At 67.0% G+C, this 23286-nt stretch carries 29 protein-coding genes; 15 read left to right on the top strand and 14 right to left on the bottom strand.

Going from position 1 to position 23286, the window contains the following annotated elements:
• The first annotated feature begins 43 nt into the window (after positions 1–43).
• Entirely contained in the window at positions 44–889 is an 846-nt protein-coding gene (locus LG047_RS10045; protein ID WP_227966513.1) for a uracil-DNA glycosylase, read from the top strand.
• Between the two features lie 44 nt (positions 890–933).
• Here the strand turns inward: LG047_RS10045 and ispG are convergent, their stop codons facing one another.
• The 5 genes from ispG to LG047_RS10020 form a co-directional block, all read right to left on the bottom strand.
• Positions 934–2244: a flavodoxin-dependent (E)-4-hydroxy-3-methylbut-2-enyl-diphosphate synthase gene (gene ispG / locus LG047_RS10040; protein ID WP_227966512.1), complete on the bottom strand. Its 1311-nt coding sequence runs from the start codon at positions 2242–2244 to the stop codon at positions 934–936.
• A 90-nt stretch (positions 2245–2334) separates the two neighbouring features.
• Positions 2335–3294 (bottom strand): DnaJ C-terminal domain-containing protein, encoded by a 960-nt coding sequence (locus LG047_RS10035; protein ID WP_227968474.1) that lies wholly within the window; start codon positions 3292–3294, stop codon positions 2335–2337.
• 118 nt (positions 3295–3412) lie between these two features.
• Complete coding sequence (locus LG047_RS10030) at positions 3413–3709, bottom strand: hypothetical protein (RefSeq protein WP_227966511.1); 297 nt, start codon at positions 3707–3709, stop codon at positions 3413–3415.
• Between the two features lie 78 nt (positions 3710–3787).
• A complete protein-coding gene (locus LG047_RS10025; protein ID WP_227966510.1) occupies positions 3788–4066 on the bottom strand; it encodes a hypothetical protein in 279 nt (92 codons plus the stop codon).
• Between the two features lie 2 nt (positions 4067–4068).
• Entirely contained in the window at positions 4069–4551 is a 483-nt protein-coding gene (locus LG047_RS10020) for an RT0821/Lpp0805 family surface protein (RefSeq protein WP_227966509.1), read from the bottom strand.
• A gap of 65 nt (positions 4552–4616) precedes the next feature.
• Here LG047_RS10020 and pdxH point away from each other — a divergent pair, with 65 nt between their 5' ends.
• The 4 genes from pdxH (at position 4617) to LG047_RS10000 (ending at position 7377) form a co-directional block, all read left to right on the top strand.
• Positions 4617–5231 (top strand): pyridoxamine 5'-phosphate oxidase, encoded by a 615-nt coding sequence (pdxH, locus tag LG047_RS10015; protein WP_227966508.1) that lies wholly within the window; start codon positions 4617–4619, stop codon positions 5229–5231.
• The gene (locus LG047_RS10010) at positions 5228–5794 is read left to right on the top strand and encodes a TIGR02301 family protein (protein ID WP_227966507.1); all 567 of its coding nucleotides are present in this window, start codon (positions 5228–5230) and stop codon (positions 5792–5794) included. The genes pdxH and LG047_RS10010 overlap by 4 nt, the downstream gene beginning before the upstream one ends.
• 78 nt (positions 5795–5872) lie before the next feature.
• Positions 5873–6127 carry a hypothetical protein gene (locus LG047_RS10005; protein ID WP_036284335.1) on the top strand — a complete coding sequence of 85 codons (255 nt, stop codon included), beginning with the start codon at positions 5873–5875 and terminating at the stop codon, positions 6125–6127.
• 152 nt (positions 6128–6279) lie between these two features.
• Positions 6280–7377: a histidine phosphatase family protein gene (locus LG047_RS10000; protein WP_227966506.1), complete on the top strand. Its 1098-nt coding sequence runs from the start codon at positions 6280–6282 to the stop codon at positions 7375–7377.
• On the opposite strand, the gene LG047_RS09995 is transcribed toward LG047_RS10000, so the two are convergent.
• The gene (locus LG047_RS09995; protein ID WP_227966505.1) at positions 7378–7737 is read right to left on the bottom strand and encodes a DUF983 domain-containing protein; all 360 of its coding nucleotides are present in this window, start codon (positions 7735–7737) and stop codon (positions 7378–7380) included. It lies immediately after the preceding gene.
• 536 nt (positions 7738–8273) lie between these two features.
• On the opposite strand from LG047_RS09995, the gene LG047_RS09990 reads away from it, so the two are divergent.
• Positions 8274–9845, top strand: a complete 1572-nt coding sequence (locus LG047_RS09990) for a radical SAM protein (protein WP_227966504.1) — start codon at positions 8274–8276, stop codon at positions 9843–9845.
• A gap of 177 nt (positions 9846–10022) precedes the next feature.
• Positions 10023–11063, top strand: coding sequence for a CoA ester lyase (locus LG047_RS09985; RefSeq protein WP_036284323.1), 1041 nt, complete (start codon positions 10023–10025; stop codon positions 11061–11063).
• Between the two features lie 53 nt (positions 11064–11116).
• On the opposite strand, the gene LG047_RS09980 is transcribed toward LG047_RS09985, so the two are convergent.
• On the bottom strand, positions 11117–11602 hold the full coding sequence (locus LG047_RS09980) for a peroxiredoxin (RefSeq protein ID WP_227966503.1): 486 nt from the start codon (positions 11600–11602) through the stop codon (positions 11117–11119).
• 213 nt (positions 11603–11815) lie between these two features.
• Between LG047_RS09980 and LG047_RS09975 the strand changes: the two genes are divergently transcribed.
• Entirely contained in the window at positions 11816–12283 is a 468-nt protein-coding gene (locus tag LG047_RS09975) for a hypothetical protein (protein WP_227966502.1), read from the top strand.
• 40 nt (positions 12284–12323) lie between these two features.
• Here the strand turns inward: LG047_RS09975 and LG047_RS09970 are convergent, their stop codons facing one another.
• Together LG047_RS09970 and LG047_RS09965 are read right to left on the bottom strand one after the other, a co-directional pair.
• A complete protein-coding gene (locus tag LG047_RS09970; protein WP_036284317.1) occupies positions 12324–12758 on the bottom strand; it encodes a heme-binding protein in 435 nt (144 codons plus the stop codon).
• Positions 12759–12829: 71 nt separating this feature from the next.
• Positions 12830–13474: a TlpA disulfide reductase family protein gene (locus LG047_RS09965; RefSeq protein WP_227966501.1), complete on the bottom strand. Its 645-nt coding sequence runs from the start codon at positions 13472–13474 to the stop codon at positions 12830–12832.
• A gap of 23 nt (positions 13475–13497) precedes the next feature.
• On the opposite strand from LG047_RS09965, the gene argH reads away from it, so the two are divergent.
• From argH to LG047_RS09945, 4 genes are read left to right on the top strand one after another with little or no spacing between them, the layout of a single operon-like run.
• Entirely contained in the window at positions 13498–14886 is a 1389-nt protein-coding gene (gene argH, locus LG047_RS09960; RefSeq protein WP_227966500.1) for an argininosuccinate lyase, read from the top strand.
• Entirely contained in the window at positions 14883–15494 is a 612-nt protein-coding gene (locus LG047_RS09955; protein WP_227966499.1) for a thiamine phosphate synthase, read from the top strand. The genes argH and LG047_RS09955 overlap by 4 nt, the downstream gene beginning before the upstream one ends.
• Positions 15491–16405, top strand: a complete 915-nt coding sequence (locus tag LG047_RS09950; protein WP_227966498.1) for a tetratricopeptide repeat protein — start codon at positions 15491–15493, stop codon at positions 16403–16405. The genes LG047_RS09955 and LG047_RS09950 overlap by 4 nt, the downstream gene beginning before the upstream one ends.
• Positions 16402–17286 carry an alpha/beta hydrolase gene (locus LG047_RS09945; RefSeq protein WP_227966497.1) on the top strand — a complete coding sequence of 295 codons (885 nt, stop codon included), beginning with the start codon at positions 16402–16404 and terminating at the stop codon, positions 17284–17286. The genes LG047_RS09950 and LG047_RS09945 overlap by 4 nt, the downstream gene beginning before the upstream one ends.
• Here the strand turns inward: LG047_RS09945 and LG047_RS09940 are convergent.
• Positions 17283–18392: a M48 family metallopeptidase gene (locus LG047_RS09940; RefSeq protein WP_227966496.1), complete on the bottom strand. Its 1110-nt coding sequence runs from the start codon at positions 18390–18392 to the stop codon at positions 17283–17285. The two genes, LG047_RS09945 and LG047_RS09940, sit on opposite strands and share 4 nt — an antisense overlap.
• Before the next feature lie 98 nt (positions 18393–18490).
• Positions 18491–19051, bottom strand: coding sequence for a LemA family protein (locus tag LG047_RS09935; protein ID WP_227966495.1), 561 nt, complete (start codon positions 19049–19051; stop codon positions 18491–18493).
• Between the two features lie 183 nt (positions 19052–19234).
• Here LG047_RS09935 and def point away from each other — a divergent pair, with 183 nt between their 5' ends.
• The 3 genes from def to truA are packed head-to-tail and all read left to right on the top strand — an operon-like array spanning position 19235 to position 21468.
• Entirely contained in the window at positions 19235–19801 is a 567-nt protein-coding gene (def, locus tag LG047_RS09930) for a peptide deformylase (protein ID WP_227966494.1), read from the top strand.
• 18 nt (positions 19802–19819) lie between these two features.
• Positions 19820–20731, top strand: coding sequence for a methionyl-tRNA formyltransferase (gene fmt / locus LG047_RS09925; RefSeq protein ID WP_227968473.1), 912 nt, complete (start codon positions 19820–19822; stop codon positions 20729–20731).
• Positions 20731–21468, top strand: a complete 738-nt coding sequence (gene truA, locus LG047_RS09920; RefSeq protein WP_227966493.1) for a tRNA pseudouridine(38-40) synthase TruA — start codon at positions 20731–20733, stop codon at positions 21466–21468. Before fmt ends, truA begins: the two co-directional genes overlap by 1 nt.
• On the opposite strand, the gene LG047_RS09915 is transcribed toward truA, so the two are convergent.
• The 3 genes from LG047_RS09915 to LG047_RS09905 form a co-directional block, all read right to left on the bottom strand.
• Entirely contained in the window at positions 21462–21680 is a 219-nt protein-coding gene (locus LG047_RS09915) for a hypothetical protein (protein ID WP_227966492.1), read from the bottom strand. The genes truA and LG047_RS09915 overlap by 7 nt on opposite strands.
• A 144-nt stretch (positions 21681–21824) precedes the next feature.
• Positions 21825–22574 (bottom strand): molybdopterin-dependent oxidoreductase, encoded by a 750-nt coding sequence (locus tag LG047_RS09910; RefSeq protein WP_227966491.1) that lies wholly within the window; start codon positions 22572–22574, stop codon positions 21825–21827.
• The gene (locus tag LG047_RS09905) at positions 22571–23200 is read right to left on the bottom strand and encodes a cytochrome b/b6 domain-containing protein (RefSeq protein WP_255679710.1); all 630 of its coding nucleotides are present in this window, start codon (positions 23198–23200) and stop codon (positions 22571–22573) included. The genes LG047_RS09910 and LG047_RS09905 overlap by 4 nt, the downstream gene beginning before the upstream one ends.
• Positions 23201–23286: the final 86 nt, after the last annotated feature.

The following is a 23286-nucleotide window of genomic DNA, read 5'->3' as shown; positions in this document are numbered from 1 at the left end:
GTTCGACCCTCCCCCTCGAGGGAAGGGTGGGGTAAGCTGGCGCATGTCCCTCGCTCATCCGCCCGAAACGCGTGAAGCGCTCCTCGCGCTGCTCGACTGGTATGTCGAGAGCGGCGCCGATTTCGCGCTCGACGACGCGCCGCACGACCGCTACGCCGACAGCGCGCGGGCGCCGACAGCGGTTTCCGAGCCGCCGCCGCCCTCCCGGGCCGTCGAACGCGGCGAGCCACGGGCGCCGTTGACGCCCGCGCCGCGGCGCGCCCGTCCCGAGACGCTGATCGCCCCTCCCGATGAAGCCGCCCGCGCCGCCGAGACGACGGCGGCGGCCGCGCGCGATCTCGACGATCTCGCCGCCCGCCTCGCGGATTTTCCCCATGCGCCGTTTCGCGACATGGCGCGGCATTTCCTGTTCGGCGCGGGGGCGCCGGGCGCGCGGCTGATGGTCTTCGACGCCGCGCCGGGCGCGACGGAGGAATCGGGCGGAGCGGCGTTCAGCGGCGAGCGCGCGAAGCTTCTGGACAATATGCTCGCGGCGATCGGCCTTGATCGCGGGAGCGCGCGTCTCGCCTATGTCTCGCCCTGGCGGCCGCCGGGCGACAAGGCGCTGACGCCGCAGGAGATGGGGGTCTTCGCGCCTTTCGCGCGCCGTCATGTGGAGCTCGCGCGGCCCGAGGTTCTGCTGCTCTTCGGCGAGACGCCGGCGCGGATCATGCTGGAGACGGGCGAGCCGCTCGCGAAGCTGCGCGGCAAATGTTTCGATGTCCACTGCGCCGATCACGCCGCGCGCGCATTTGTTTTTTCGAGCCTCGACGCGATGCTGAAAAGCGCGGGCCTCAAGCCCGCCGCGTGGCGTGATTTGCGCGCGGCGGCGGCTCTCTTGCGAAGCTGATCAGCCGCTCGCCCACCGCCTCCTTCACGGAGGAGGGACGAAAACTACTCCGCCGCCTCGCCTTCCTTCACGCCGCCGAAGCGGCGCACGACATAATCGTCGACGATGCGGGTGAATTCCTCGGCGATGCCCTCGCCGCGCAGCGTCATCGCCTTCTTGCCGTCGATGAACACCGGCGCCGCCGGCGTTTCGCCGGTGCCGGGAAGCGAAATGCCGATGTCGGCGTGTTTCGACTCGCCGGGGCCGTTCACGATGCAGCCCATCACCGCGACATTGAGCGACTCGACGCCCGGATATTGCGCGCGCCAGATGGGCATGCGCTCGCGGATATGCTCCTGAATGTCGCGGGCGAGCTCCTGGAAGACGGTCGATGTGGTGCGGCCGCAGCCCGGGCAGGCGGCGACGAGCGGCACGAAGGTGCGGAAGCCCATCGTCTGCAGGATTTCCTGCGCCACGCGCACCTCGAGCGAACGATCGCCGCCGGGCTCGGGCGTCAGCGAGACGCGGATCGTGTCGCCGATTCCGTCCTGCAACAGCACGCCGAGCGCGGAGGCCGAGGCGACGACGCCCTTTGTGCCCATGCCGGCTTCGGTCAGGCCCAGATGCAGCGCATAATCGCTGCGCGCCGCCAGCATGCGATAGACGGCGATGAGGTCCTGCACGGCCGAGACCTTGGCGGAGATCACGATGCGGTTCTTTGGCAGGCCGATCTCCTCGGCGCGGGCGGCGGAGATCAGCGCCGAACGGGCCAGCGCCTCGCGCGTCACCGCACGCGCGTCGATCGGCCGGTCGGAGGCGGCGTTGATGTCCATGAGATGCGTCAGCAGCTCCTGGTCGAGCGAGCCCCAGTTGGCGCCGATGCGCACGGCCTTGTCGTGCTTCGCCGCAAGCTCAACGATCGCGCCGAACTGCCTGTCCTTCTTGTCCTTGAAGCCGACATTGCCGGGATTGATGCGATATTTGGCCAGCGCCTCGGCGCAGGCCGGATGATCGGCGAGAAGCTTGTGGCCAATGTAGTGAAAGTCGCCGACGAGCGGGACGTTGATTCCCTTCCGGTCCAGCTTCTCGCGAATGTGCGGCACGGCCGCCGCCGCCTCGTCGCGGTCGACGGTGATGCGGACGAGCTCCGAGCCCGCCTGCGCCAGCGCCGTCACCTGCGCCACGGTCGACTCGACGTCGGCCGTGTCGGTGTTGGTCATGGACTGCACGACGATGGGCGCGCCCCCGCCGACGGTGACAGCTCCGGCGCCAGTCCCGATGGTCACGGCGCAGGTGCGCTTGCGCGCGGCGGGCTCGGCGGAAACGGGGTCGGGCAGGCGGGTCTCGGGGGCGTCGGTCGTAACGCTGTCGTTCATGGCTCTCGTCACGGCTCCATTGCGAATTTCGCACTAGGTCGCGCGGAATGGGCCGCGGGTCAAGCTCGGACAGCCGACAGCGTCGCCGGCTCAGCCCATCTTCCGGCGCGGATCGTAGGGATGGACGTCCCGCAGCTCCCGCATCTTCGCCTCGAAATCGGCGCCCGTTGTTTCGGGCAGCATGATCTTCAGCGACACATAGAGGTCGCCCGCAATCTTGCCCTCCGAGGCCGGCAGCCCCTTGCCCCGCAGACGGAGCACGCGCCCGCCGTTGGAGCCCGGGGGCACGGCGAGCTCCACCTTGCCGTCGAGCGTGGGCGTCTGCACCCGCGCGCCGAGCGCCGCCTCGTAGACAGTGACGGGCAGCTCCAGCCGCAGGTCGCGGCCATCGACCTTGAAGAAGGGGTGCGCGGCGACCTTCACCGTCACAAGCGCGTCGCCCGGCTCTCCGCCGCGCGCGCCGGGCTGGCCCTGGCCGCGCAGGCGGATCTGCTGGCCGTCGTCGACGCCGGCGGGAATTTTCACCTCCAGCGTGCGGCCGCTCGGCAGGATGACCCGCGCCGCGCCGCCATGGGCGACGGTCTCCAGCGGCACGGTGGCGGTCGCCACGACGTCCTCGCCGCGTGTCGGCGCCGCGCGCCGGCCGCGCCCGCCGAAGAGATCGGCGAAGAGGTCGGCGGGATCGAAACCGCCGCCGCCGGCGCCCGGTCCGCCGCCGCCGAAATTGAATTCGAAATGCTGCTCCCCGCCGGGGCCTGCGCCGCCGCGCCAGCCGCGCGAGAATCCGCCCGGCCCGGCGCCCGCGCCGAAGCCCTCGAAGCCGCGCGGCTTCCCGTCCGCGCCGATTTCGCCGCGGTCGAACTGGGCCTTTTTCTTCTCGTCGCCGACGATCTCATAGGCCGAGTTGATCTCCGCGAAGCGCTCCTTCGCCTTGACGTCGTCCTTGTTGCGGTCGGGGTGATACTTTTTAGCGAGCTGGCGATAGGCCTTTTTTATGTCGGCGGGACTCGCCGATTTGGATACGCCTAGAACGTCATAAGGATCGCGCATGTCTGTCCAGTAGCCCATGATGGCGCCCGCCCGAAGCGGCGCAGGCGCAAATGTCTCATCTAATATTTGGGAGAAGCGCGGGGCTGACGCAAGCGTTCAGATCGAAGAGCAGGCCCCGTCAAAGTTTCGTGGGGGCTTTATCGAATTCTTCCAGTGACTTGCCTTCCGGATCGACGACCGCGAGCGCGGCGTTGACCTCGTCAAGCAGCGGCGGCTCGCCCCCGGGCATGTTCTCCTCCGTCGCGCGGCTCAGGGCGCGGGCGTCGAGCTCCCAGCGCTTCAGTATTTCGATTTTCTGGACTTGGGTGAGGGTAGTCGCCTCCACCACTTCGGACGGGAGGTCGAAGACGGAGGTCGGCGAAATCAGGGCCTGCTCGATCTCGGCCTTGCCGAGGTTTGACGCCTGGATCTTCATCTGAACCCTCGCGTTTGCGCTCCTGCAAATTCAACGCGCGGGGAGTTGATCCTGTTCCGAAACCCGACGCCGAAGCGTTTACGGCGGGCAGACGGTCTTCACCACCAGCCGGTCGCGATGGAGGTAATATTCGAAGCATTGCTGGCCATTGACCAGAATCGGCCGCTTGCCGATCTCGGCCGCCTTCAGGAAGTCGACGATGGTTGTGCGCCCCTTGCCGTCCCAGTCCATCTCGGCCCAGGAATAACCCGCCCGCCAGGCGGAAAAGGCGCGGACGGAGAGGAAAAAGACCGGCATCGCCACAATGGCCAGGATCAGGGCGGCGATCATCTTCCGGCGGCCGAAGGGCTGGTCCATGGTCAACTCTTCCTGAAGGGCTTCACCTCGGTCAGCGCCCAATCGGCGGTTTTCTCGCGGCAGGCCGCGCCTTGCAGTTTCTCATGGCTTTCGTCGGCCGTCACGTCGGCGAGGAAGGCGCGGCAAATCTTGCCGTCGAGCGGATAGGCTTGGCCGACGGGGGTGAAGGAGCCTTTGGCGCCCGTTTGCGGATTGTCCCAGTTGACGCTCGCGCCGCTGCCCTGCGGGTCGAGCGCCGTGCTCATCGCCGCCGCGGCGCGGCGAAGGTCCTCCGGGTCGAGCGCGCGCGAGAGTTTCAGCCCGCCGGGCTTCGGGATCGAACCGGTGACGTCCTCCGCGCCGCCGCCCCACATGGCGGAGGAGGAGGACATGGGGATGGCGATGGAGCAGCCGGAAAGGGCGCCGGCGGCCATGAGCGCCGCAGCAATCCGCGCGGCCGGCGGGAATTGAGGAAACACGCCGCCGGCGTTATGTCTGATACGCAAGAACTGCAAAGCGCCACCTTCAAAACGCGCCGCGCCCGGGGCTGCGGTCGAGAGAGGATTTTCGCGTGAATGCGTTAACGACGGGTGACTTTGTCGAGGCCGCAGAGCCTTTCGCCTTGTTCGGACAGTGGTTCGAGGAGGCGAAACAGAAAGAACTCAACGATCCCGAGGCCATGGCGATCGCCACCGTCGACGCCGACGGCCTGCCTGACCTGCGCATGGTGCTGCTGAAGGACTGGGGGCCGGAAGGTTTCGTCTTCTACACCAACGCCGAGAGCGCCAAGGGCCGCCAGCTCGCCGGAAACATGAAGGCGGCGCTGCTCTTCCACTGGAAATCGCTGCGCCGGCAGGTGCGCGTGCGCGGCCCCGTCGAACAGGTCAGCGACGCGGAGGCGGACGCCTATTACAACAGCCGCCCGCGCGACTCCCGCATCGGCGCCTGGGCGAGCCAGCAGTCGCGCCCGCTCGAGAGTCGTTTCGCGCTGGAGAAGTCGGTCGCGACCTACGCCGCCAAATACGCCATCGGCGACATTCCGCGCCCGCCCTACTGGCGCGGCTTCCGCATCCGGCCCGTCGCCATGGAGTTCTGGTCGGACCGGCCTTTCCGCCTGCACGACCGCGTCCGTTTCTTCCGCGACGCGCCGGGCGAGGACTGGCGCAAGCAGCGGCTGTATCCATGATCGGGCGCAAAGGGGCCGCCGCCCTCGCCGTCGCGACGGCGCTTCTCCTCGCCTCGGAGGCTTCCGCGCAGGGGATCCTCGATCTCTTCGGCGCGGACGGCCCCTCCCGCCGCGCCGCGCCGCGGCCCTCGCGCGACATTCCCCGCGCGGCGGAGAAGGAGAAGAAGCGCGCCGAGCCCCGGACGAAGAAGCGCGAGGCCCGCAAAAGCGACAAGGCCGCCGAGCCCGCCAAACCCGCGACGGGCGCCGAGGCGCCGCCCCCGCCCTATGAGGCGCAGATGACCCGGCTCACCGAAGTGCTCGGGGCGCTGTCCTTTCTGCGCGACCTTTGCGGCGCGGGCGACGGCGACGACTGGCGCGGCAAAATGTCCGCCCTCCTCGACGCCGAGGCGCCGAACGGCCCGCGCCGGGACAAATTCATCGCCTCCTTCAACCGCGGTTTTCGCGGCTACGAACTCGCCTATCGGGTCTGCACGCCCAATGCGAAAACCGCGATTTCCCGCTATCTCGACGAGGCGTCGCGGCTGTCGCTCGACATCACCTATCGCTACGGAAGTCCGTAACAGTTTTTACAAGCCCGAATTAACCGTTTGGAAAGAGGCGTGTCGCGCGGGGCGGGCGGCTTGTCTAGAGTGCGCTTCATGACGCAACTGACATTCGCCTCTCTCGACGAGGCGGGCGGGGAGCAACACCGCGCCGCGCTCGCCTATGTGACCGAAGCTTTCGCCGAAGCGATCCTCGCCGGCATAGAGAGCGATTCCTTCGCTCAGGCCGCGCTGTCGGCCGCCCTGCGCGAGCTCGTTGCGACCTATGGCGAAGAGGCGGTGGCGACATTCGCGGAGGCGCTGCCTGGCCGCCTGCGCGCGGGCGAATTCACGCTGACCGCCCGCCACTAGCGATTTGGCGGCCGCAACAGCCAAAAGGCGACTGACTTTTGGCGCTGAATGAGGCAATACAACCAAGCGTAACGGCGCGGCGGGCGATTTTCGCGCAAGCCCGCGCGCATATTGGCCAGGCCGTTTTCGGCGCCGGCGCAGCTTGAAACGACATGCCCCGCACGCTGCTATGCCTCGCCCGCCACGGCGAGACCAACTGGAATATCGAACGGCGCTTTCAGGGCCAGTTCGACATCGCGCTCAACGCCCGAGGCCGCGCCCAGGCGCAGGCGCTGGCCCGCGAGCTCGATGAAAAACATTTCGACCGCGTCTATTCGAGCGATCTGCGCCGGGCGCTGACGACCGCGGAAGCCGTCGCCGAGGGACGGGGGCTGAAAATCCGGACGGTTCCCGAGCTGCGAGAGAAGAATGACGGCGTCTGGCAGGGTCACACCCACGCCGAGGTGCAGGTCATCTACGAAGACATCTATCCGCATTATCTGAGCCGGAAGGCCAGCTTCGCCGCGCCCGACGGCGAGACGCTCGAGCAGTTTCGCGAGCGAGTCGCGGCGGCCCTGACCGCCATCGCGCGCGAAAACGAGGGGCGCACCGTGCTGGTGGTCGCCCATGCGGGCGTGCTCGACATCGCCTGGCGCCTCGCCACGGGCAAGCGGCTCGACGAGAAGCGCGAATATCCGGTGCTGAACGCCACGCCGAACTGGATCGCTTACGAGGACGGCAAATGGTCGCTCGTCGACTGGGCCCGGCCGGAGGGGCGCCCCGAGATCGCCGCGCCCTGGGACGGGTCCAAGCTGCCGCGGCGCGAGGCGGCCCGCGCGCTCATCGTCGAGACGGGCGGCCGCGCGCTGCTGATGCAATACGCCGGCGGGCTGTCGCCGCATTTCCTGGAGCTTGGCCATCATCACTTCTGGGCGACGCCGGGCGGCGCGCTGAAGGAGGGCGAGAGCTTCACGGCCGCCCTGCGCCGCGAGGTCTATGAGGAGACCGGCCTCGTCGTCTCCGGCGATCCCGGCCCCGTCGTCGCCACGCGCGAATTCCCGATGGAGCTGGGCGAGGACTGGCATCAGGCGGTCGAGCGCTATTATCTCATCCGCACCGAGGAATTCGCGCCCGCGCCGCAAGGGCAGACGGAAGAGGAAAAGACCCACACGCTGGGCTGGCGCTGGTGGAGCCCTGAGGAGATCGCCGCCTCGCGCGAGCTGATCTTTCCCGAGGGGCTGGAGGCGTTGTTGCGCAAGGTTATGTCGTAATCAGGCGCTCTTGCGGGCGGTGAGCCACATCGCCGCGATGAAGAAGCCCTTCGAGAGCGGCAGCAGCAGGAGTGCGCAGGCGATCGTCACGACGGCGAGGATCGAGAACTCCTGCCAGAGCGGCAGCAAGTCGCCGCGCTCCAGAAAGATCAGCAGCGGAATGACGATATGCGCCGTTAGGCCGATCGTCAGCCACGCCGGGCCGTCGTCCGCGTCGAGACCGTCGAAGCTCTCATGGCAATGGGGGCAGGCCGCTTCCCGTTTCAGATAGCCGCTGAAAAGCTTTCCCTCCCCGCAGCGGGGGCATTTCATCATGATCCCGCGCCACAGGGATTTCTTCGGCGACGTCGCGCTACCCATACATCCTCCCCGATCCGCCGGGCGCGATTACGCTTTCTTCACACTCGCGCCGGGCGAATCCGCCGCTCCTGATTCGGACCGGTTCCGTGCCGGTCCCGTACCTGAATTCCCGATTAGAAACAGCGCGTCGCGTCGTCGCATTTACGCTTTCTTCGCGTTGTCTTGCGCCCCTCGCTCACCCACGAAGGTCGCCGCGCGGACAAAATTTCGGGCGCTGTTCAAAATCCCGGCCCTGGGTTCCACGAATGATCGAAAGGCGCAACATGCGAAAAATACTTAATCCCGGCTGCGGTGGTCTCCCTTCTTCGCGGGCGATGGCCGGGTCGCCAGCGTCGTCGCCGCCGTGGAAGTCAGCAATCATCGGATAGGGGTGACGGGAGCTGACGGCGCATGCGTCGCGCCGGCGCCGCATCGCCCCGACGCCGGCCCCGACCGGGCAAGCTTAGGCGCGACAGCAGACATGTGACGCGATTACTGCACTTGTGGCAACATTCAGAAAAGGAAATAATAAATCATGTTAAAGCTGAGGCTTCACAATGACATCATCTCTGTACGTGATCAATCCGGCGGCCGATTTTCCGACCTATTTCGGCGCCGAGGTTCTTGCCGCTTCGGGACAGCCCGCCGGGGTGATGATGGCCGACCTCGCCGCCGCGACGGTCGCGGCTCTGGCGCCGGGCGACTTCCGGATTTCCATTTGCGATGAAACGGTGTCGCCGGTCGATTACGATCATCCGGCGGACTGGATCCTGATCACCGGCAAGGTCAGCCAGCGCGGCCGCATGACCGCGATCGCCGACGCCTTCCGGCGTCGCGGCAAGAAGGTCGTCATCGGCGGCCCCTATGCCAGCCTCAGCCCCGCCCGCCTGCGCGACCATTGCGACGTGATGGTGTGCGGCGAGGCGGAGGAAATCGCCGGCAAGCTCTTCGCGGATCTTCGCGCTGGCCGGCCGAGCGACGCCTATTTCGGCGACAAGCCCTCGCTTGCCCTCACGCCGGCGCCGCGCTGGGACCTCTATCCCAACGATCGCGCGCTGCTCGGGGCTGTGCAAACCTCGCGCGGCTGTCCCTTCGAATGCGAGTTCTGCGACGTCATCCAGTATCTGGGGCGCAAGCAGCGCCACAAGCCCATCGCGCATGTCATCGCCGAGCTCGACGCACTCTGGGCGCAGGGCTATCGCGCGGCCTTTCTGGCCGACGACAATTTCACGGCCTATCGGGCGCATTGCAAGGAGCTGCTCTCGGCGATCGCCGATTGGCGGCGCGATCACCCCATGGATTTCGTCACGCAAATCTCCATCGACGCGACCCGCGACGAGGAACTGCTCGACATGTGCGTCGCGGCCGGCCTCAACCAGGTCTTCGTCGGCATCGAGACGCCGAATGTCGAGAGCCTGCGCGAGACGGGCAAGCGGCAGAATTTGAAGATCAATCTTGTCGACGAAGTGCAGAAGCTCGTCGACCACGGGATTTCCGTCATGGGCGGCATGATCGTCGGCTTCGACCACGACGGTCCGAACGTCTTCGCCCAGCAATATGATTTCGCCATGGCGACCGCGATTCCGATGTTCAGCCTCGGCGCCCTTATGGCCTCCGAGGCGACGCCGCTTTACGACCGCATCACGAGCGAAGGGCGCCTTCTTTCCGGCGGCGTCGAGACGCAGGCGGTGCCGTGGAGCTCCAACATCCAGTCGAAGACGATGAGCATGGAGGAGCTTCATCACGGCATGAAGAATCTCTGCAACGCGCTCTATGCGCCGGCGGCCTTCGGCGAGCGGATGCTGCGCTTCATCGAGACCTTCGGCCGGGAGCGCAAGGGGCCGGAGCCAGCTCTGCTCGACGTGTCGAAGCTGCGCGATATCGAGCGCCAGGCGATGCAGGTGGGGATGGACGTGCGCAAGATGGGCGAGCCGGAAGGCCGCATGTGGAACAGGGTCTGGGGCGCGGCCGTGCGTAAGCCCTCCACGATGACCATCGTCGCGCGCATCATGTTCCAATACGCCCAGGCCCGGCACATGTTCGCGAAGGGCAATTACTGGGAGCCGCAACTCGCCATGCCGCCCGCTCCCCAGCCGGCGCGTCACGCGGAGCCCGCGCCGGCGGAATAAGGGCGCAGGAGCGCCCTTTCATTGTCCGGGCCGATCTTCAAAAAGGCGCGGCCTTCGGGCGGCGCCATTGCCATTCCCCGCGGTCTGCGCTAGCTCGACCCGTCTTTTCCGCGTCTCCCCCGAAGCCCTCGGGCCTCCATTCCCGGCGGGAGACGCGCGCGAGCGGAGCTGATCTCGATGAAACTTCCCAATCAATTCTACCGTCCGCTGGCCATCGGCGCGCCCGCCCCCTACCGCGAGCCGCCGGTGAAGGTGGAGCGCATGATCCATTTCGTGCCGCCGCATATCGAGAAAATGCGCGCGAAAGTTCCGGATATCGCGAAACAGGTCGACGTGGTGCTCGGCAATCTCGAGGACGCCATTCCCGCCGACGCCAAGGAGGCCGCCCGCGCCGGCTTCATAGAAATGGCGAAGTCCACCGACTTCGGCTCCACCGGCCTGTGGACGCGCATGAATTCGCTGAACAGCCCCTGGGCGCTCGACGACATGATCGAGGTCGTGGGCGCGGTGGGGAACAAGCTCGACGTCGTCATGCTGCCCAAGGTCGAAGGCCCTTGGGACATCGCCTATCTCGACCAGCTGCTCGCGCAGCTCGAGGGGAAAAACGGCGTCACCAAGCCGATCATGATCCACGCGATTCTGGAAACCGCCGAGGGCGTGAAGAATGTCGACGCCATCGCGGCCGCCTCGCCGCGCATGCACGGCATTTCGCTCGGACCGGCGGACCTCGCGGCCTCGCGCGCCATGAAGACGACGCGCGTCGGCGGCGGCCATCCGGAATACAAGGTCATCGCGGACGCTCAAGGAGACGCGCCGCGCGCGACCTTCCAGCAGGATCTCTGGCATTACACCATCGCCAAGATGGTCGACGCCTGCGCCTCCGCCGGCATCAAGGCCTTCTATGGCCCCTTCGGCGACTTCTCGGACCCGGCCGCCTGCGAATCGCAGTTCCGCAACGCCTTCCTTCTGGGCTGCGCCGGCGCCTGGTCGCTTCATCCGACCCAGATCGACATCGCCAAGCGCGTCTTCTCGCCCGATCCGGCGGAAGTCGCCTTCGCGAGGCGCGTGCTGGAGGCCATGCCCGACGGCACCGGCGCGGTGATGATCGACGGCCGCATGCAGGACGACGCGACCTGGAAGCAGTGCAAGGTCGTCGTCGACCTCGCAAGGCAGGTCGCGGCGAAGGATGCGGATTTCGCGAAGATTTACGGATTCTAAAATAAAGAAGGCCGGCCTCGCGGGGCCGGCCTTTTCGTTTCAGCGCGTCGCGCTCAGAGCTTCGCCAGCGTCGATTCGGCGCTCGATACGGTCGCGAGGCTCGAATTTTCCTCGACATTGATCCATTCGACGACGCCGTCCCTGACGATCGCCGAATAGCGCTTGCCGCGCACGCCGAGTCCATGCTCGGTCAGATCGAGTTCGAGCCCCATGGCCCTCGCGAGCACGGCGGAGCCGTCGGCGAGACCGTCGATCTTGCCGCTCGCGCCCTTCTCCTTCAGCCAGGCGTCGAGGGTGAAGATGTCATTGACCGCGGTCACCGCCACGGCGTCGACGCCCTTGGACTTGATCTCGCCGGCCTTCTCGACGAAGCCCGGCAGGTGCTTCGTGTGGCAGGTCGGCGTATAGGCGCCCGGCACCGAAAAAAGCGCGATCTTGCGACCGGCGAAATAATCCTTGGATTTGATCGTCTGCGGGCCGTCCTTGCCCATGACGGTCAGTGTGACGTCGGGAATTCTGTCGCCGGCCTTGATGGTCATGCTGCCTCTCGCTCATTGCTTCGGGTTGGGTGAAACTGCCTTCTACTTAGCGCGATTTGCAGCCCTGTCTCCAGTTGGGGAGACGGATTTTGCGCGGTTTCGCCCACGCGTTTTCCGCGAAATGGTCTTGTGACCCGCGCGAAGGGAAGGCAACATGAGGCCAGTGGCGGATCGGAGATAAACTTCTCCAGGCGCGAGCTTTTTCAGGGAGGAATGACGATGTCGGACGAGCAGTCGAAGGCGTGGGTGTGGAGCCAGTATCGGGGCGAACTTCCGGCCGGGGAGCCCGCGCCGGCCGCCGCCGATCCAGCGCCAGCCGCCGCTCCTGCCGCCGAACCGCCCGCCGAGGCGGTTGCGGTCAAGACGCCCGTCGCAGCGGCGAAGAAGGCGAGCATGTCGGGTCTCGCGATCGCCGCAGCGGTTCTCGTCATCGCCGGTCTGACCTGGCTGTTCACGACGCGTCCCGCCTCCAATCCCGCGCCCGACGCGCCGACTGAAGCCGCCGCCCCCGCTCCCGCCGCCGAGAGCGCCCCGGCGCCCGCCGCGGCGCCGCCCGCCGAACAGCCTCCCGCCGCCGCCCCCGCGGCGCCAGAGGCGCCCAAGGCCGCCGCTCCCGCCGAGCCGGGAAAGTCCGCCGGCAAGAAAAAGAAGAAATCGAAAAGGTCGCATGACGAAGATTGAGGCCTTGGCGCGGCCCGGGCGCCGCCGCCCGGCGCCGCCTTCAGGTCCGCCAGGGATGCTCCGGCAGGTCGCAGACGCCGAGCGTGTCGACGCCCGCCTTCGCCACGGCGTGGTCATTCTCGACCGATGAGCCGCTGACCCCGATGGCGCCGATCATGACGCCCTGCCCGTCGACGATAGGCAGGCCGCCGGGGAAGGTGATGAGCCCGTCGTTCGAGTGTTCGATGCCGTAGAGCGGGCCACCCGGCTGCGACAGCTTGCCGATCTGGCCGGTCGGCATGCCGAAGAAGACGGCGGTCTTCGCCTTCTTCATCGCAATATCGACGCTGCCGACCCAGGCGTCGTCCATGCGATGAAACGCTTTCAGCACGCCGCCCGAGTCGACGACGGCGATGCACATCTGGGTCTTGAGTTCGAGCGCCTTGCTGCGGGCGGCGGCGATGGCTTTCTCCGCCTGTTCGATCGATACGTGCACGGCCGTCTTCCTTGTTGCGTCCGGGAAACATCCCGACATCAACTAGGGCGCGGCCGGCCGATGTTAAGCGTTCAGCGCGACGCCGCTTCAACCGCCTTCGAGACGAGCGCCTTGGCGTCCGCGGAATGCCAGGCGGCCGGGCCGTTCATCAGTCCGATCTGGCAGCCGTCGGGGCCGATCAGAATGGTGACGGGAAGCCCAAGCGCCTTGCCCGCCTGTTTCAGCTCGAAGAAGATATTGGCCTTGGGGTCGGCGTTGAGGTCGAGCGACTTGACGCCGGTCTCCTCGAAGAACTTTTTCGGCCGTTCGAGCCTCGACGTGTCGATATTGACTGTAACGACCTGAAACCTGTCGGAGCCCAAGTCGGCCTGAAGCTTGTCGAGCTCCGGCATTTCCGCGCGGCAGGGCACGCACCATGTCGCCCAGACATTGAAGAGGAGGGTCTTGCCCCTGAAGGCGGAAAGCGAGGTCGCCTTGCCGTCGGGACCGTTGAAGGCGAAGTCGGGCAAGGCCTCGGGCTTTTTCGAGATATTCATCGCCCCGACGTCGCCCCTGGCGAGATCCTTCACGCTGTCGGCGATCCTGGCCGACGCCCCGCAGGCTTCCTCCGCCAGCGCTTCCTTGCCGCTCGGCCCGCCCAAGTATAGAAAACCCGCGCTGGCCGCGACAAAAGCGAGCGACGTCAGGCGTCGCGGGAAGGCGGACGGTGTTTTCATCAGGCGCGGGCTCCGGGGAAAAAATGACGAGCAAGATATGGGGCGGTCGCTTTCAGAGCGCAACCGACGCGGTTCTGGAGGCCATTAACGTCTCCATCGATTTTGACAAGCGTCTCGGGCCCCAGGACATACGCGGCTCGCTCGCCCATGTCGCCATGCTCGCGAAACAGGGCATTGTCTCGCAGGAGGACGCGGACAGGATAACGAAGGGCCTCGAGCAGATCGGCGGCGAGATCGAGCGCGGCGAATTCGTCTTCTCCCGCGCGCTGGAAGACATCCACATGAACGCCGAATCGCGTCTCGCCGAGCTCATCGGCCCGGCGGCGGGCCGGCTGCACACGGCGCGCTCGCGAAACGATCAGGTGGCGACGGATTTCCGCCTCTACATCCGCGACGAGATCGACGCGCTGGACGCCCAGCTCGCCGATTTGCAGCTCGCGCTCGTCGAGCGCGCGATGGAGGAAGCGGCGAGCGTCATGCCGGGCTTCACACATTTGCAGTCGGCGCAACCGGTCACGCTCGGCCATCATCTTCTCGCCTATGTCGAGATGATCGGCCGCGATCGCGGGCGCCTGCGCGACGCGCGTTCGCGCGCGAACGAGTGCCCGCTCGGCGCCGCCGCGCTTGCGGGAACGTCCTTCCCCATCGATCGCCACATGACGGCGAAGGCGCTTCAGTTCGACCGCCCGACCGCCAATTCGCTCGACAGCGTTTCCGACCGCGACTTCGTGCTGGAGACGCTGTCGGCCGCCGCGATCTGCGCCACGCATCTCTCGCGCTTCGCGGAAGAGATCGTGTTGTGGACGACGCCGCAGTTCAATTTCATCGCGCTGTCCGACAAATTCACCACCGGCTCGTCGATCATGCCGCAGAAGCGCAACCCCGACGCCGCGGAGCTGGTGCGCGGCAAGTCGGGCCGCGTCATCGGCGCGCTGACGGCGCTGCTGATCGTGATGAAGGGCCTGCCGCTCGCCTATTCCAAGGACATGCAGGAGGACAAGGAAGGCGCTTTCGATTCGCTCGATTCGCTGTCGCTCTGCATCGCCGCCATCGCGGGAATGGTTCGCGACATGAAGGTGAACCGCGCACGCATGAAGGCCGCCGCCGGAGCGGGCTTCGCGACCGCGACCGACCTCGCCGACTGGCTGGTGAGAAAGCTCAACCTCCCCTTCCGCGAGGCGCATCACGTCACGGGCCGCGTCGTGGCGCTGGCCGAGGGCCGCGGAATTGGCCTCGAGGATCTGACGCTCGCGGACATGCAGAGCGTCGAGCCGCGCATCACGCAGGACGTGTTCGCCGTGCTCGGCGTGGAAAAATCCGTCGAGAGCCGCACGAGCTACGGCGGCACGGCGCCCGACAATGTGCGCCGCTCCGCGCAAAGCTGGCTCGACTGCCTGAAGGCGCAAAAATGAGCGAGGACGCCCCGCGTCTCTATCTCGCGACCCCGCCGCTCGCGGAGGCGCGGGATTTCCTGCCCGCCTTGACGAGCGCGCTTTCGGCCGGCGAGGTCGCCTCGCTCCTCATCCGTCTCGCGGGCGATGACCCGCGCAGGAACGAGGACATCGTTCGCGCGCTTGCGCCCCTCGCGCAGGAAAAGGGCGTTGCGGTTCTGGTCGACGGGTCCGTGACGGTCGCGCTGCGCGCCAGGGCCGACGGCGCGCATGTTTCGGGCTCCGGCGACGAGCTTGCCGACGCCGTCAAGAAACTCTCGCCGCGTTACATCGTCGGCGCCGGCGGACTGGCGCTGCGCGACGACGCCATGCGCGCCGGAGAGCTCGGCGCCGATTATGTGCTCTTCGAGGGCGACGACCGGGAAGCCCTGGCCGACCGCGTCTCCTGGTGGGCGGAGCTTTTCAACACGCCCTGCGTGGCGCGCGCCGCTTCTCTCGCGGACGTCGCGCCGCTTGCGCAGGCCGGCGCCGATTTCGTCATGCTCGACGACGCGGTATGGACCGACAGCCGCAGTCCCGCCGCCGCCGTCGCCGACGCGCTGAACCATTTGCAGGAAGCGCAGCCATGATTCGCCGTCTACTCGCGCAGCTCGTCCTTCTCTCCCTGCTCGCGCCCGCGCTGGCCAAGGAGGCGGAGAACGGCGCGCCACCGCGCGATCTCGCCTATGGCGCCTATCAGCGCGGCGACTACAAGGCGGCGATGAGCGAGGCGAAGAAGCGCGTCGAGGCGAACCCGAAGGATTCTGCGGCGCTCACCCTCATCGGCCAGCTCTATCTCGAAGGCGCCGGCGTCAGGCGCGACGGCAAGCAGGCGATGGACTGGTTCCGGCGCGGCGCCGACGCGGGGGGGAAGGAGGCGGCCTATCTTTACGGCGTGGCGGCGCTCGAAGGCATCGACATTCCCAAGAACCGCGCGGCCGCCCGAAACTATCTCGAGAAGGCCGCCGCCCAGGATCATGCGGCGGCGCTGCATCTTCTCGGCGAGATGGCGCTGGAGAACGAAGGCAAGCCGTCGGATTTCGATACGGCCGCGAACTATTTCCGCCGGGCCGCCGAGGGCGGCAACGCCGACGCCGATTATGCGCTGGGCGTCCTCTACAAGACCGGAAAGGGCGTCGCGAAGGACGACAAGGCGGCGGCCGAATGGTTCAGGCGCGCCGCCGATCTCGGCCTGACGGCGGCGATGGTCGAATACGCCATCATGCAGTTCAACGGCGTTGGCGTGGAGCGCGACCGGCTTTCGGCCGTCGATCTCCTGCGCAAGGCCGCGGTGAAGGGCAATGCGGTGGCGCAGAACCGCCTCGCGCATCTCCTCGCCGAGGGGCTCGGCGTCGAGACCAACCTGCGCGAAGCCCGCGAGTGGCGCGACAAGGCGCGCGAGGCCGGACTGAAAGATCCCTCGCTCGATTTTCTGGACAATGCGGAGACCCCTCCCAAACCGGCGGAGAGCAAGACGCCTCCGCCCCCGCCTGCGAAATGAGCGACAAGACTGCAAGCCCCGCCGTTCAGCGGACGGTCGGCTTCCTGCGCCGCTTCGTGAAGCCGCGGGTGGAGCGCCTCGCGCCGACGCTGCGGCTGCTGCAATCCCTCATCGAAAGGCTGTCGCCCGCCCGCCGCGCGCCTTTCGCGCCCGACATCCCCGGCGACTGGACGCCATCGGAGGGCGCGCCCGCGGCGACGCTCTACTATCTTCACGGCGGCGCCTTTCTGGTCGGTTCGCCCCGCGTTTTCCGCTATGCGTCGCGCCGTTTCGCGCAGGCCGGCTTCGACGTCTTCACGCCCGCCTATCGCCTCGCGCCCGAACATGTCTTCCCCGCGGCGCTGGAGGATGCGGTGGCGGCCTACAAGGCGCTCGCCGCCGCAAGGCCGGGGCCGATCGTCGTCGCTGGCGATTCGGCCGGCGGCGGCCTGGCCGTTTCGTTGATGGCGCGGCTGCGGGACGACGGTTTTCGCCTGCCCGCGGCCGCCGCGCTGTTTTCGCCCTGGACCGATCTCGCCGCCACCGGCGCCTCGGCGCGCGAGAATGAGGAGAAGGACGCTTTCTTCACGCGGCGCGCGATTCTCTCCGGCGCCCGCGCCGCTCTGGGAAAGGCGAGCGCGCGTAATCCTCTCGCCTCGCCGCTTTTCGCGGACCTCTCCGGCCTTCCGCCCCTCGTCGTCCATGTGGGCGCCGACGAAGTCCTGCGCGACGATTCGACGAGACTCGTCGAGCGGGCGCGCGCCGCCGGCGTGGAGGCGCAGATCGAAATCTGGCCCGGCGTTCCCCACGCATGGCAGCTGATGAGCTTCCTGCCCGAGGCGGAAGAATCGCGCGGGAAGGCGATCGCGTTCCTGAAGGAAAAGGCGCGACGGAGCGTTTAACCCCAGGGTCCTTCCGGCGGCGGCTCGAGCGGGCTGCGGCCGTCCTGCGGCAGAAAGGAGGCTTCGCCCTCCCGGGGCAGCCCGTTCGCCTCCCGCGGCGGCTCCTCCAGCGCGATCGAAACATCCTGGCCGCCCGCATATTCGACCAGCGCCCGGATACGCTCGTCGACGGTCGGATGCGTCGAGAACCAGCCTGACTCCTGAATGCGCGCCGGGCTTTCGATGAAAAAGGCGTGCATGCGCGAGGGCATGGCCGGCATCGCCGAATGCGCCTCGATCTTGCGCAGCGCGGAGATCATGGCGTCCGGGTTCTTGGTCAATTCCACCGAGCCCGCGTCGGCGAGATATTCACGCGAGCGGGAGATGGCGAAGCGGATCAGCACCGACGCGCCCCAGCTCAGCGCGATGATGAGCAGCGCGACGAGAACGGCCAGCCCCGCGCCGCCCTCGCGGCGGTTGTCCTCGCGCGTCGAGGGGCGATGCGGCGAGAAGCCGAAGGGAAAGTCCCACCGGCGGATGGTCAGATCGGCGACGAAGGCGAAAATCCCCGCGAAGATGACCGCGATCACCATCATCTGCACGTCGCGATTGCGGATATGGGTCAGCTCATGGGCGAGCACCGCCTCGATCTCGGCGTCGGTGAGTTCGGTGATCAGCCCGCGCGTCACCGCGATCCTGTATTGCCCTTCCTTCAGGCCGGAGGCGTAGGCGTTGAGCGCCTCGCTCTCCATGATCTGGAGCGCCGGGATCGGGACGCCGCGCGAGATGCAGAGATTCTCCAGCAGATTGTAGAGCCGCGGCGCCTCGGCCCGCGAAATCGCCGAAGCGCCCGTCGCGAAGTCGATCATCTTCTGGTGGAAGAGATAGGCGATGGCGAACCAGACGCCGGCGGCCGCGAAGCCGATCGGCCAGCTCCGCCTGAAGTCGTCGTAAGCGCGGGCGAGAATGTAGTCGAAGGGCTCGCCGTGCCGCGCGCCGAAGGCCTCGAACAGCAGCGCGAAGGAGAACATCAGCGCAAACAGCAGCGCGACGAAGCCCGCGAGCAGAAAGCCCGAGCGCAGCCGGTTGGCGCGGATATGGGAATAAAGGCCGTAGGCTTTGAACATCTGGCGCAATTGTCCTGGCTGCGGCCGTCAGGCCCGGTTTTTGCGCCGGGCGTTTGCAGGGCCGGCCGGGTCGAGCCCGGCCGTGCGGCGAAGGCGCGTCAGAACTGCACCTTCGGCGGGGCCTCGACGGCCTTCTGTTCGGCCTCGTCGAGATTGAAATAGTCGAGCGGATCGAAGCCGAATCGCTGGGCGATCAGGAAGCCCGGGAAGCCCTCGCGCGTGGCGTTGTATTCGGCGACGGTGTTGTTGAGGAAGCGCCGCGCCGCCGAAATCTTGTTCTCGACGTCCGAAAGCTCGTTCTGAAGCTGCTGGAAGTTCTGATTGGCCTTGAGGTCGGGATAGGCCTCCGACAGCGCGATGAGGCGGGAAAGGGCGCCGGTCAGCGCGCCCTCGGCGGCGCCCTGTGCGGCCGGGCCGCTGGCGACGACGGCGGCGTTGCGCGCCTTGATCACGTCCTCGAGCGTGGTCTTTTCGTGGGTGGCGTAGCCTTTCACCGTCTCGACGAGGTTGGGAATTAGGTCGTGGCGCTGCTTCAGTTGCACATTGATGTCGGAAAAGGCCTGTTTGCTGCGCTGCCGCAGATTCACGAGGCCGTTGTAGACGCCGACCAGCCAGAAGCCGACGAGCGCGACCAATCCCAAGAATACGAGGAACGCCATGACGTAATCCTTTCCCGTCGACCCCCCGAGGCGGCTGCGCCGACTTGCAACGCCTGCATGTTAGCCGCCTTCCGCGCCATGGCAAAGACGCGCGCGGCATTTGACGGAACGGCAAACCGCGCCTATCTCTTCCGAAACCCTTGCAGCGCGCGAAAACGCGACCAAACCATAGAAGAAACAGCGATGGCTCTTCTGCCGATCATCACCCTTCCCGACCCGCGCCTGCGCAAGGTCTCCGAACCCGTGGAGCGCATCGACGCCGAAATCCACCGGCTCCTCGACGACATGCTGGAGACCATGTATGCGGCTCCGGGCATTGGGCTCGCCGCCATTCAGGTCGCCGTCGCGAAGCGGATCGTCGTCGTCGACATCGGCAAGACGGAGGAGGAGCGCTCGCCGCTCTTTCTCATCAATCCCGAGATCGTCTGGGCGTCCGAGGAACTCAGCTCCTATCAGGAGGGCTGTCTCTCGGTGCCGGATTATTTCGACGACGTGAAACGTCCGGCGATGGTGAAGGTGCGCCACCTCGACCGGCATGGCCAGACGCAGGAGTTCGACGCGGTGGGGCTGCTAGCGACCGTCGTGCAGCACGAGCTCGAACATCTCGAAGGCGGCCTTTTCATCGATAATCTCTCGCGCCTGAAGCGCGAGCGGGTGGTGAAGAAATTCAGCAAGGCGGCGCGCTTCGACGAGATCGTCGCCCAACGCCGCGCGGAAGCCGAGCGCCAGTCGGAAGAAGCCGGGGCCTGACGCTTGCGCCTCGTTTTCATGGGCACGCCGGACTTCGCGACGGCCCTGCTCAGAGAGATTTGCGCCCGCGGCCATGACGTGGCCGCGGTTTATACGCAGCCGCCGCGACCGGCCGGGCGCGGCATGTCGGAAAAGAAATCCAGCGTCCACCAGTTCGCCGAAAGCCGCGGCCTCGCCGTGCGCACGCCGAGGAGCCTGCGCAGCGCGGAGGAGGCGGAGGCTTTTGCCGCGCTGGGCGCCGACGTCGCGGTGGTCGCCGCCTATGGGCTTCTCCTGCCGCAGCCGATCCTCGACGCGCCGAAACATGGCTGTCTCAATCTCCACGGCTCGCTGCTGCCGCGCTGGCGCGGGGCGGCGCCGATCCAGCGCGCCATCATGGCGGGCGACGCCGAAAGCGGCGTGATGGTGATGAAGATGGACGCCGGCCTCGACACCGGCCCCGTCGCCCTGACCGCCAGGACGCCGATCGGCCCGGACATGACCGCGGGCGAATTGTACGACAAGCTCGCCGAACTCGGTGCGCCGCTGATGGCCGACGCGCTCGACCTTCTCGCGAAGGGCGAATTGCGTTTCACGCCGCAGACGCAGGAGGGCGCCTGCTACGCGCAGAAGATCGACAAGGCGGAGGGGCGCATCGACTGGCGCCGTCCGGCGCGCGACCTCCATAATCACGTTCGCGGCCTCGCGCCCTTCCCCGGCGCCTTTTTCGAAAGCGATCTCGGCCATGGCGTCGAGCGCGTGAAAGTCCTGCGCACGCGGGTCGAGGACGGCAGGGGCGCGCCCGGCGCGGCTCTCGACGACGCGGGACTCATCGCCTGCGGCGAAGGGGCGCTGCGCCTCCTGCGCGTTCAGCGCGCAGGCAAGGGCGAAATGGGGATCGAGGAATTCCTGCGCGGCCGCAAGCTCACGCGCGGCGTCACGCTCGCCTGATGCCCCGCTACGCGCTCACCATCGAATATGACGGCGGCCCCTTCGTCGGCTGGCAGCGGCAGGCGAATGGCGTCTCCGTGCAGCAGCGGCTGGAGGAAGCGGTCGCGGCCATCAATGGCGCGCGCGCGGTCATCCACGGCGCCGGGCGCACCGACGCCGGCGTTCACGCGCTGGGGCAGGTCGCTCATGTCGATCTCGCGCGCGAATGGCGCGCGGACCGGCTGCGCGACGCCTTGAACGCGCATCTCAAGCCCGATCCTGTCGCCGTTGTTTCAGCGCGCGCGGTCGATGAAAACTTCGAGGCGCGCTTCTCCGCGATCCGCCGCCACTATCGCTATGTCATCGACAACCGCCGCGCGCCGCTCACCGTCGGCCTCGGCCGCGCCTGGCATGTGAAGCGCCCCCTCGACGCGCAGGCCATGCATGACGCGGCGCAGCGCCTCGTCGGCCGCTACGACTTCACCACCTTCCGCGCGTCCGAATGTCAGGCCAATTCGCCCGTCCGCACGCTCGAAAGACTCGACGTGCGGCGCGAGGGCGACCGCATCGAGATCGTCACCTGCGCCCGCTCCTTCCTGCATAATCAGGTGCGCTCCATGGCGGGTTCGCTGGAGCATGTCGGCTCGGGAAAATGGACCGCCGATGATCTGGCGGCGGCCCTCGAGGCGAAAGACCGTGCGCGCTGCGGACAGGTCGCGCCGCCGCACGGTCTCTATCTCGTCGCTGTCGATTACTGAACCATCGGCGCGCCGGCTCCGCCCCCGCCGGTGTCGGGGGCCGGCTCGGCCTTGGGCGCCTCGGCCGGCGCGGGCTTCTTCACCGCGTGTTTTTTCGCCGCCTTGTGCGCGGCGGGCGCCTTCTCTCTGGCAAGCGCGCCATGGATCGGAAGTATGCTGGCCGACAGCACGGCGGCGAGAATGCCGTTCACGCAGGGTCTGGGATGGATCATGAAATCCCCTCGGATGTGAAAAGCCCCCGCGCCGACTCAGCCGGCCCGCCCGAGGCAATGAGGCCGCCCAACCGTGGAAAATTCGAGTCGCGCATTTGGCCCTAATGAGTTCATTTCAAGGCGAGCTTGACCACGATTGAGGCGTCACGAGCCGCTGAACCAATTGTAGCCTTTGTCTTCCCAATAGCCGCCCGGATAATCATTGGTGACGAAAATCTCGGTGACGAATTTCGGATTCTTGAAACCGAGTTTCGTCGGAATGCGGATCTTTACCGGAAAGCCATATTTCGTTTCGCCCTGGCTCCCCGGAAAATCCAGCGCCAGCAGGGTCTGCGCATGCAACGCGCTCGGCATGTCGATGCTCGTCGAATAATTGTCTGCGCAACGGAAGCCGACATAGCGCGCGGTCAGATCGGCGCCGACGCGCTCGAGAAATGTGCGCAGCGGAACCCCGCCCCATTTGCCGATCGCGCTCCAGCCCTCCACGCAAACCTGTCGCGTGATCTGGCTGACCTGCGGCAGTTCGCGCAATTCGCGCAGCGACCAGGGGCTCTTATTTTCGATGAGGCCCGAGAGCTGCAGGCGGTAATGGTCGCCGTCGATGACCGGCGCGAGCGGCTCCTCGTAGAATGCGTTGAAGGGGAAAGGTTGCGTGATTTCCGCTTCCGAATAGGTCGGCGCGAGCTTTTCCGGGTCGAACAGCGCCGCCTGCACGCGGTCGTTGAAGCGCGACATCGCGAAGAGAAGACGATCGACCGCGTCCTCGTCCTTCAGCGTGCAGCCGGAGAGCATGGTCAGGGCGCCCAGCGACAGGCTCTGCTTCAGAAAGAGCCGGCGCTCGACGCGGGCGAGTTGCGGTCGGAAATCCTGCAAAGAGATTTTGCGCGTCTTCATTGCGGCGCCTCCAGCCGCCCGGTGATCATGGGTTTCAGCACGCCCTTCACGCCGCAGGCGAAGGAGACATGGACGACGATAAAGAGAAAGAGCGCGGACATCGCGAAGAAGTGAATGCGCCGCGCGGTCTCGAAGCCGCCCATCGCCGCGGTCAGCTCCTGAAGCTGCACGGGTTTCCAGATCGCGAGGCCGGAGAGGATGGCGACGGCGATGGCGAGGAAGGCGAGGACATAGGCGGCGCGTTGCGCCGCATTGTAACTGCCGGGAACGTGGCCGCGGCCGGCGAGCACTTTCTGGAAATCACGCCATATGGCCCCGGGCGAAAACGGCCACAGGCGCCTGCGGAAATGGCCGGTGAATATCCCGTAGGCGAGATAGGCGAGAAGGCTCCCGGCCAGCAGCCACATGGCGGCGAAGTGCCAGGCCAGCGCGCCGGCGAGCCAGCCGCCGAGCGTGAATCCCACCGGAAACACGAACGGAAAGAGGGGCGAGGCGTTGTAGATGCGCCAGCCGCTCAGGATCATGACGATGACGGCGAAGGCGGTCGTCCAATGCAGCATTCTCAGGGCGAGCGGGTGAACAGTCGCCCCTGCAACAGACTCAAATTCCCGCGCCTCAGCCTTCATCGCGTCTCCCGTTGTCAGCGAACCACTTTCAAGTATGGCGCGGCCGCCGGAAAGCGAGAGTTTCGCCAAAGTGCGACGCGTTGACA

Origin of the sequence: Methylocystis sp. WRRC1 (genome assembly GCF_020733155.1) — a bacterium.
Classification (GTDB): Bacteria; Pseudomonadota; Alphaproteobacteria; order Rhizobiales; family Beijerinckiaceae; genus Methylocystis.
This window is presented reverse-complemented; position numbering and strand designations above follow the sequence as displayed.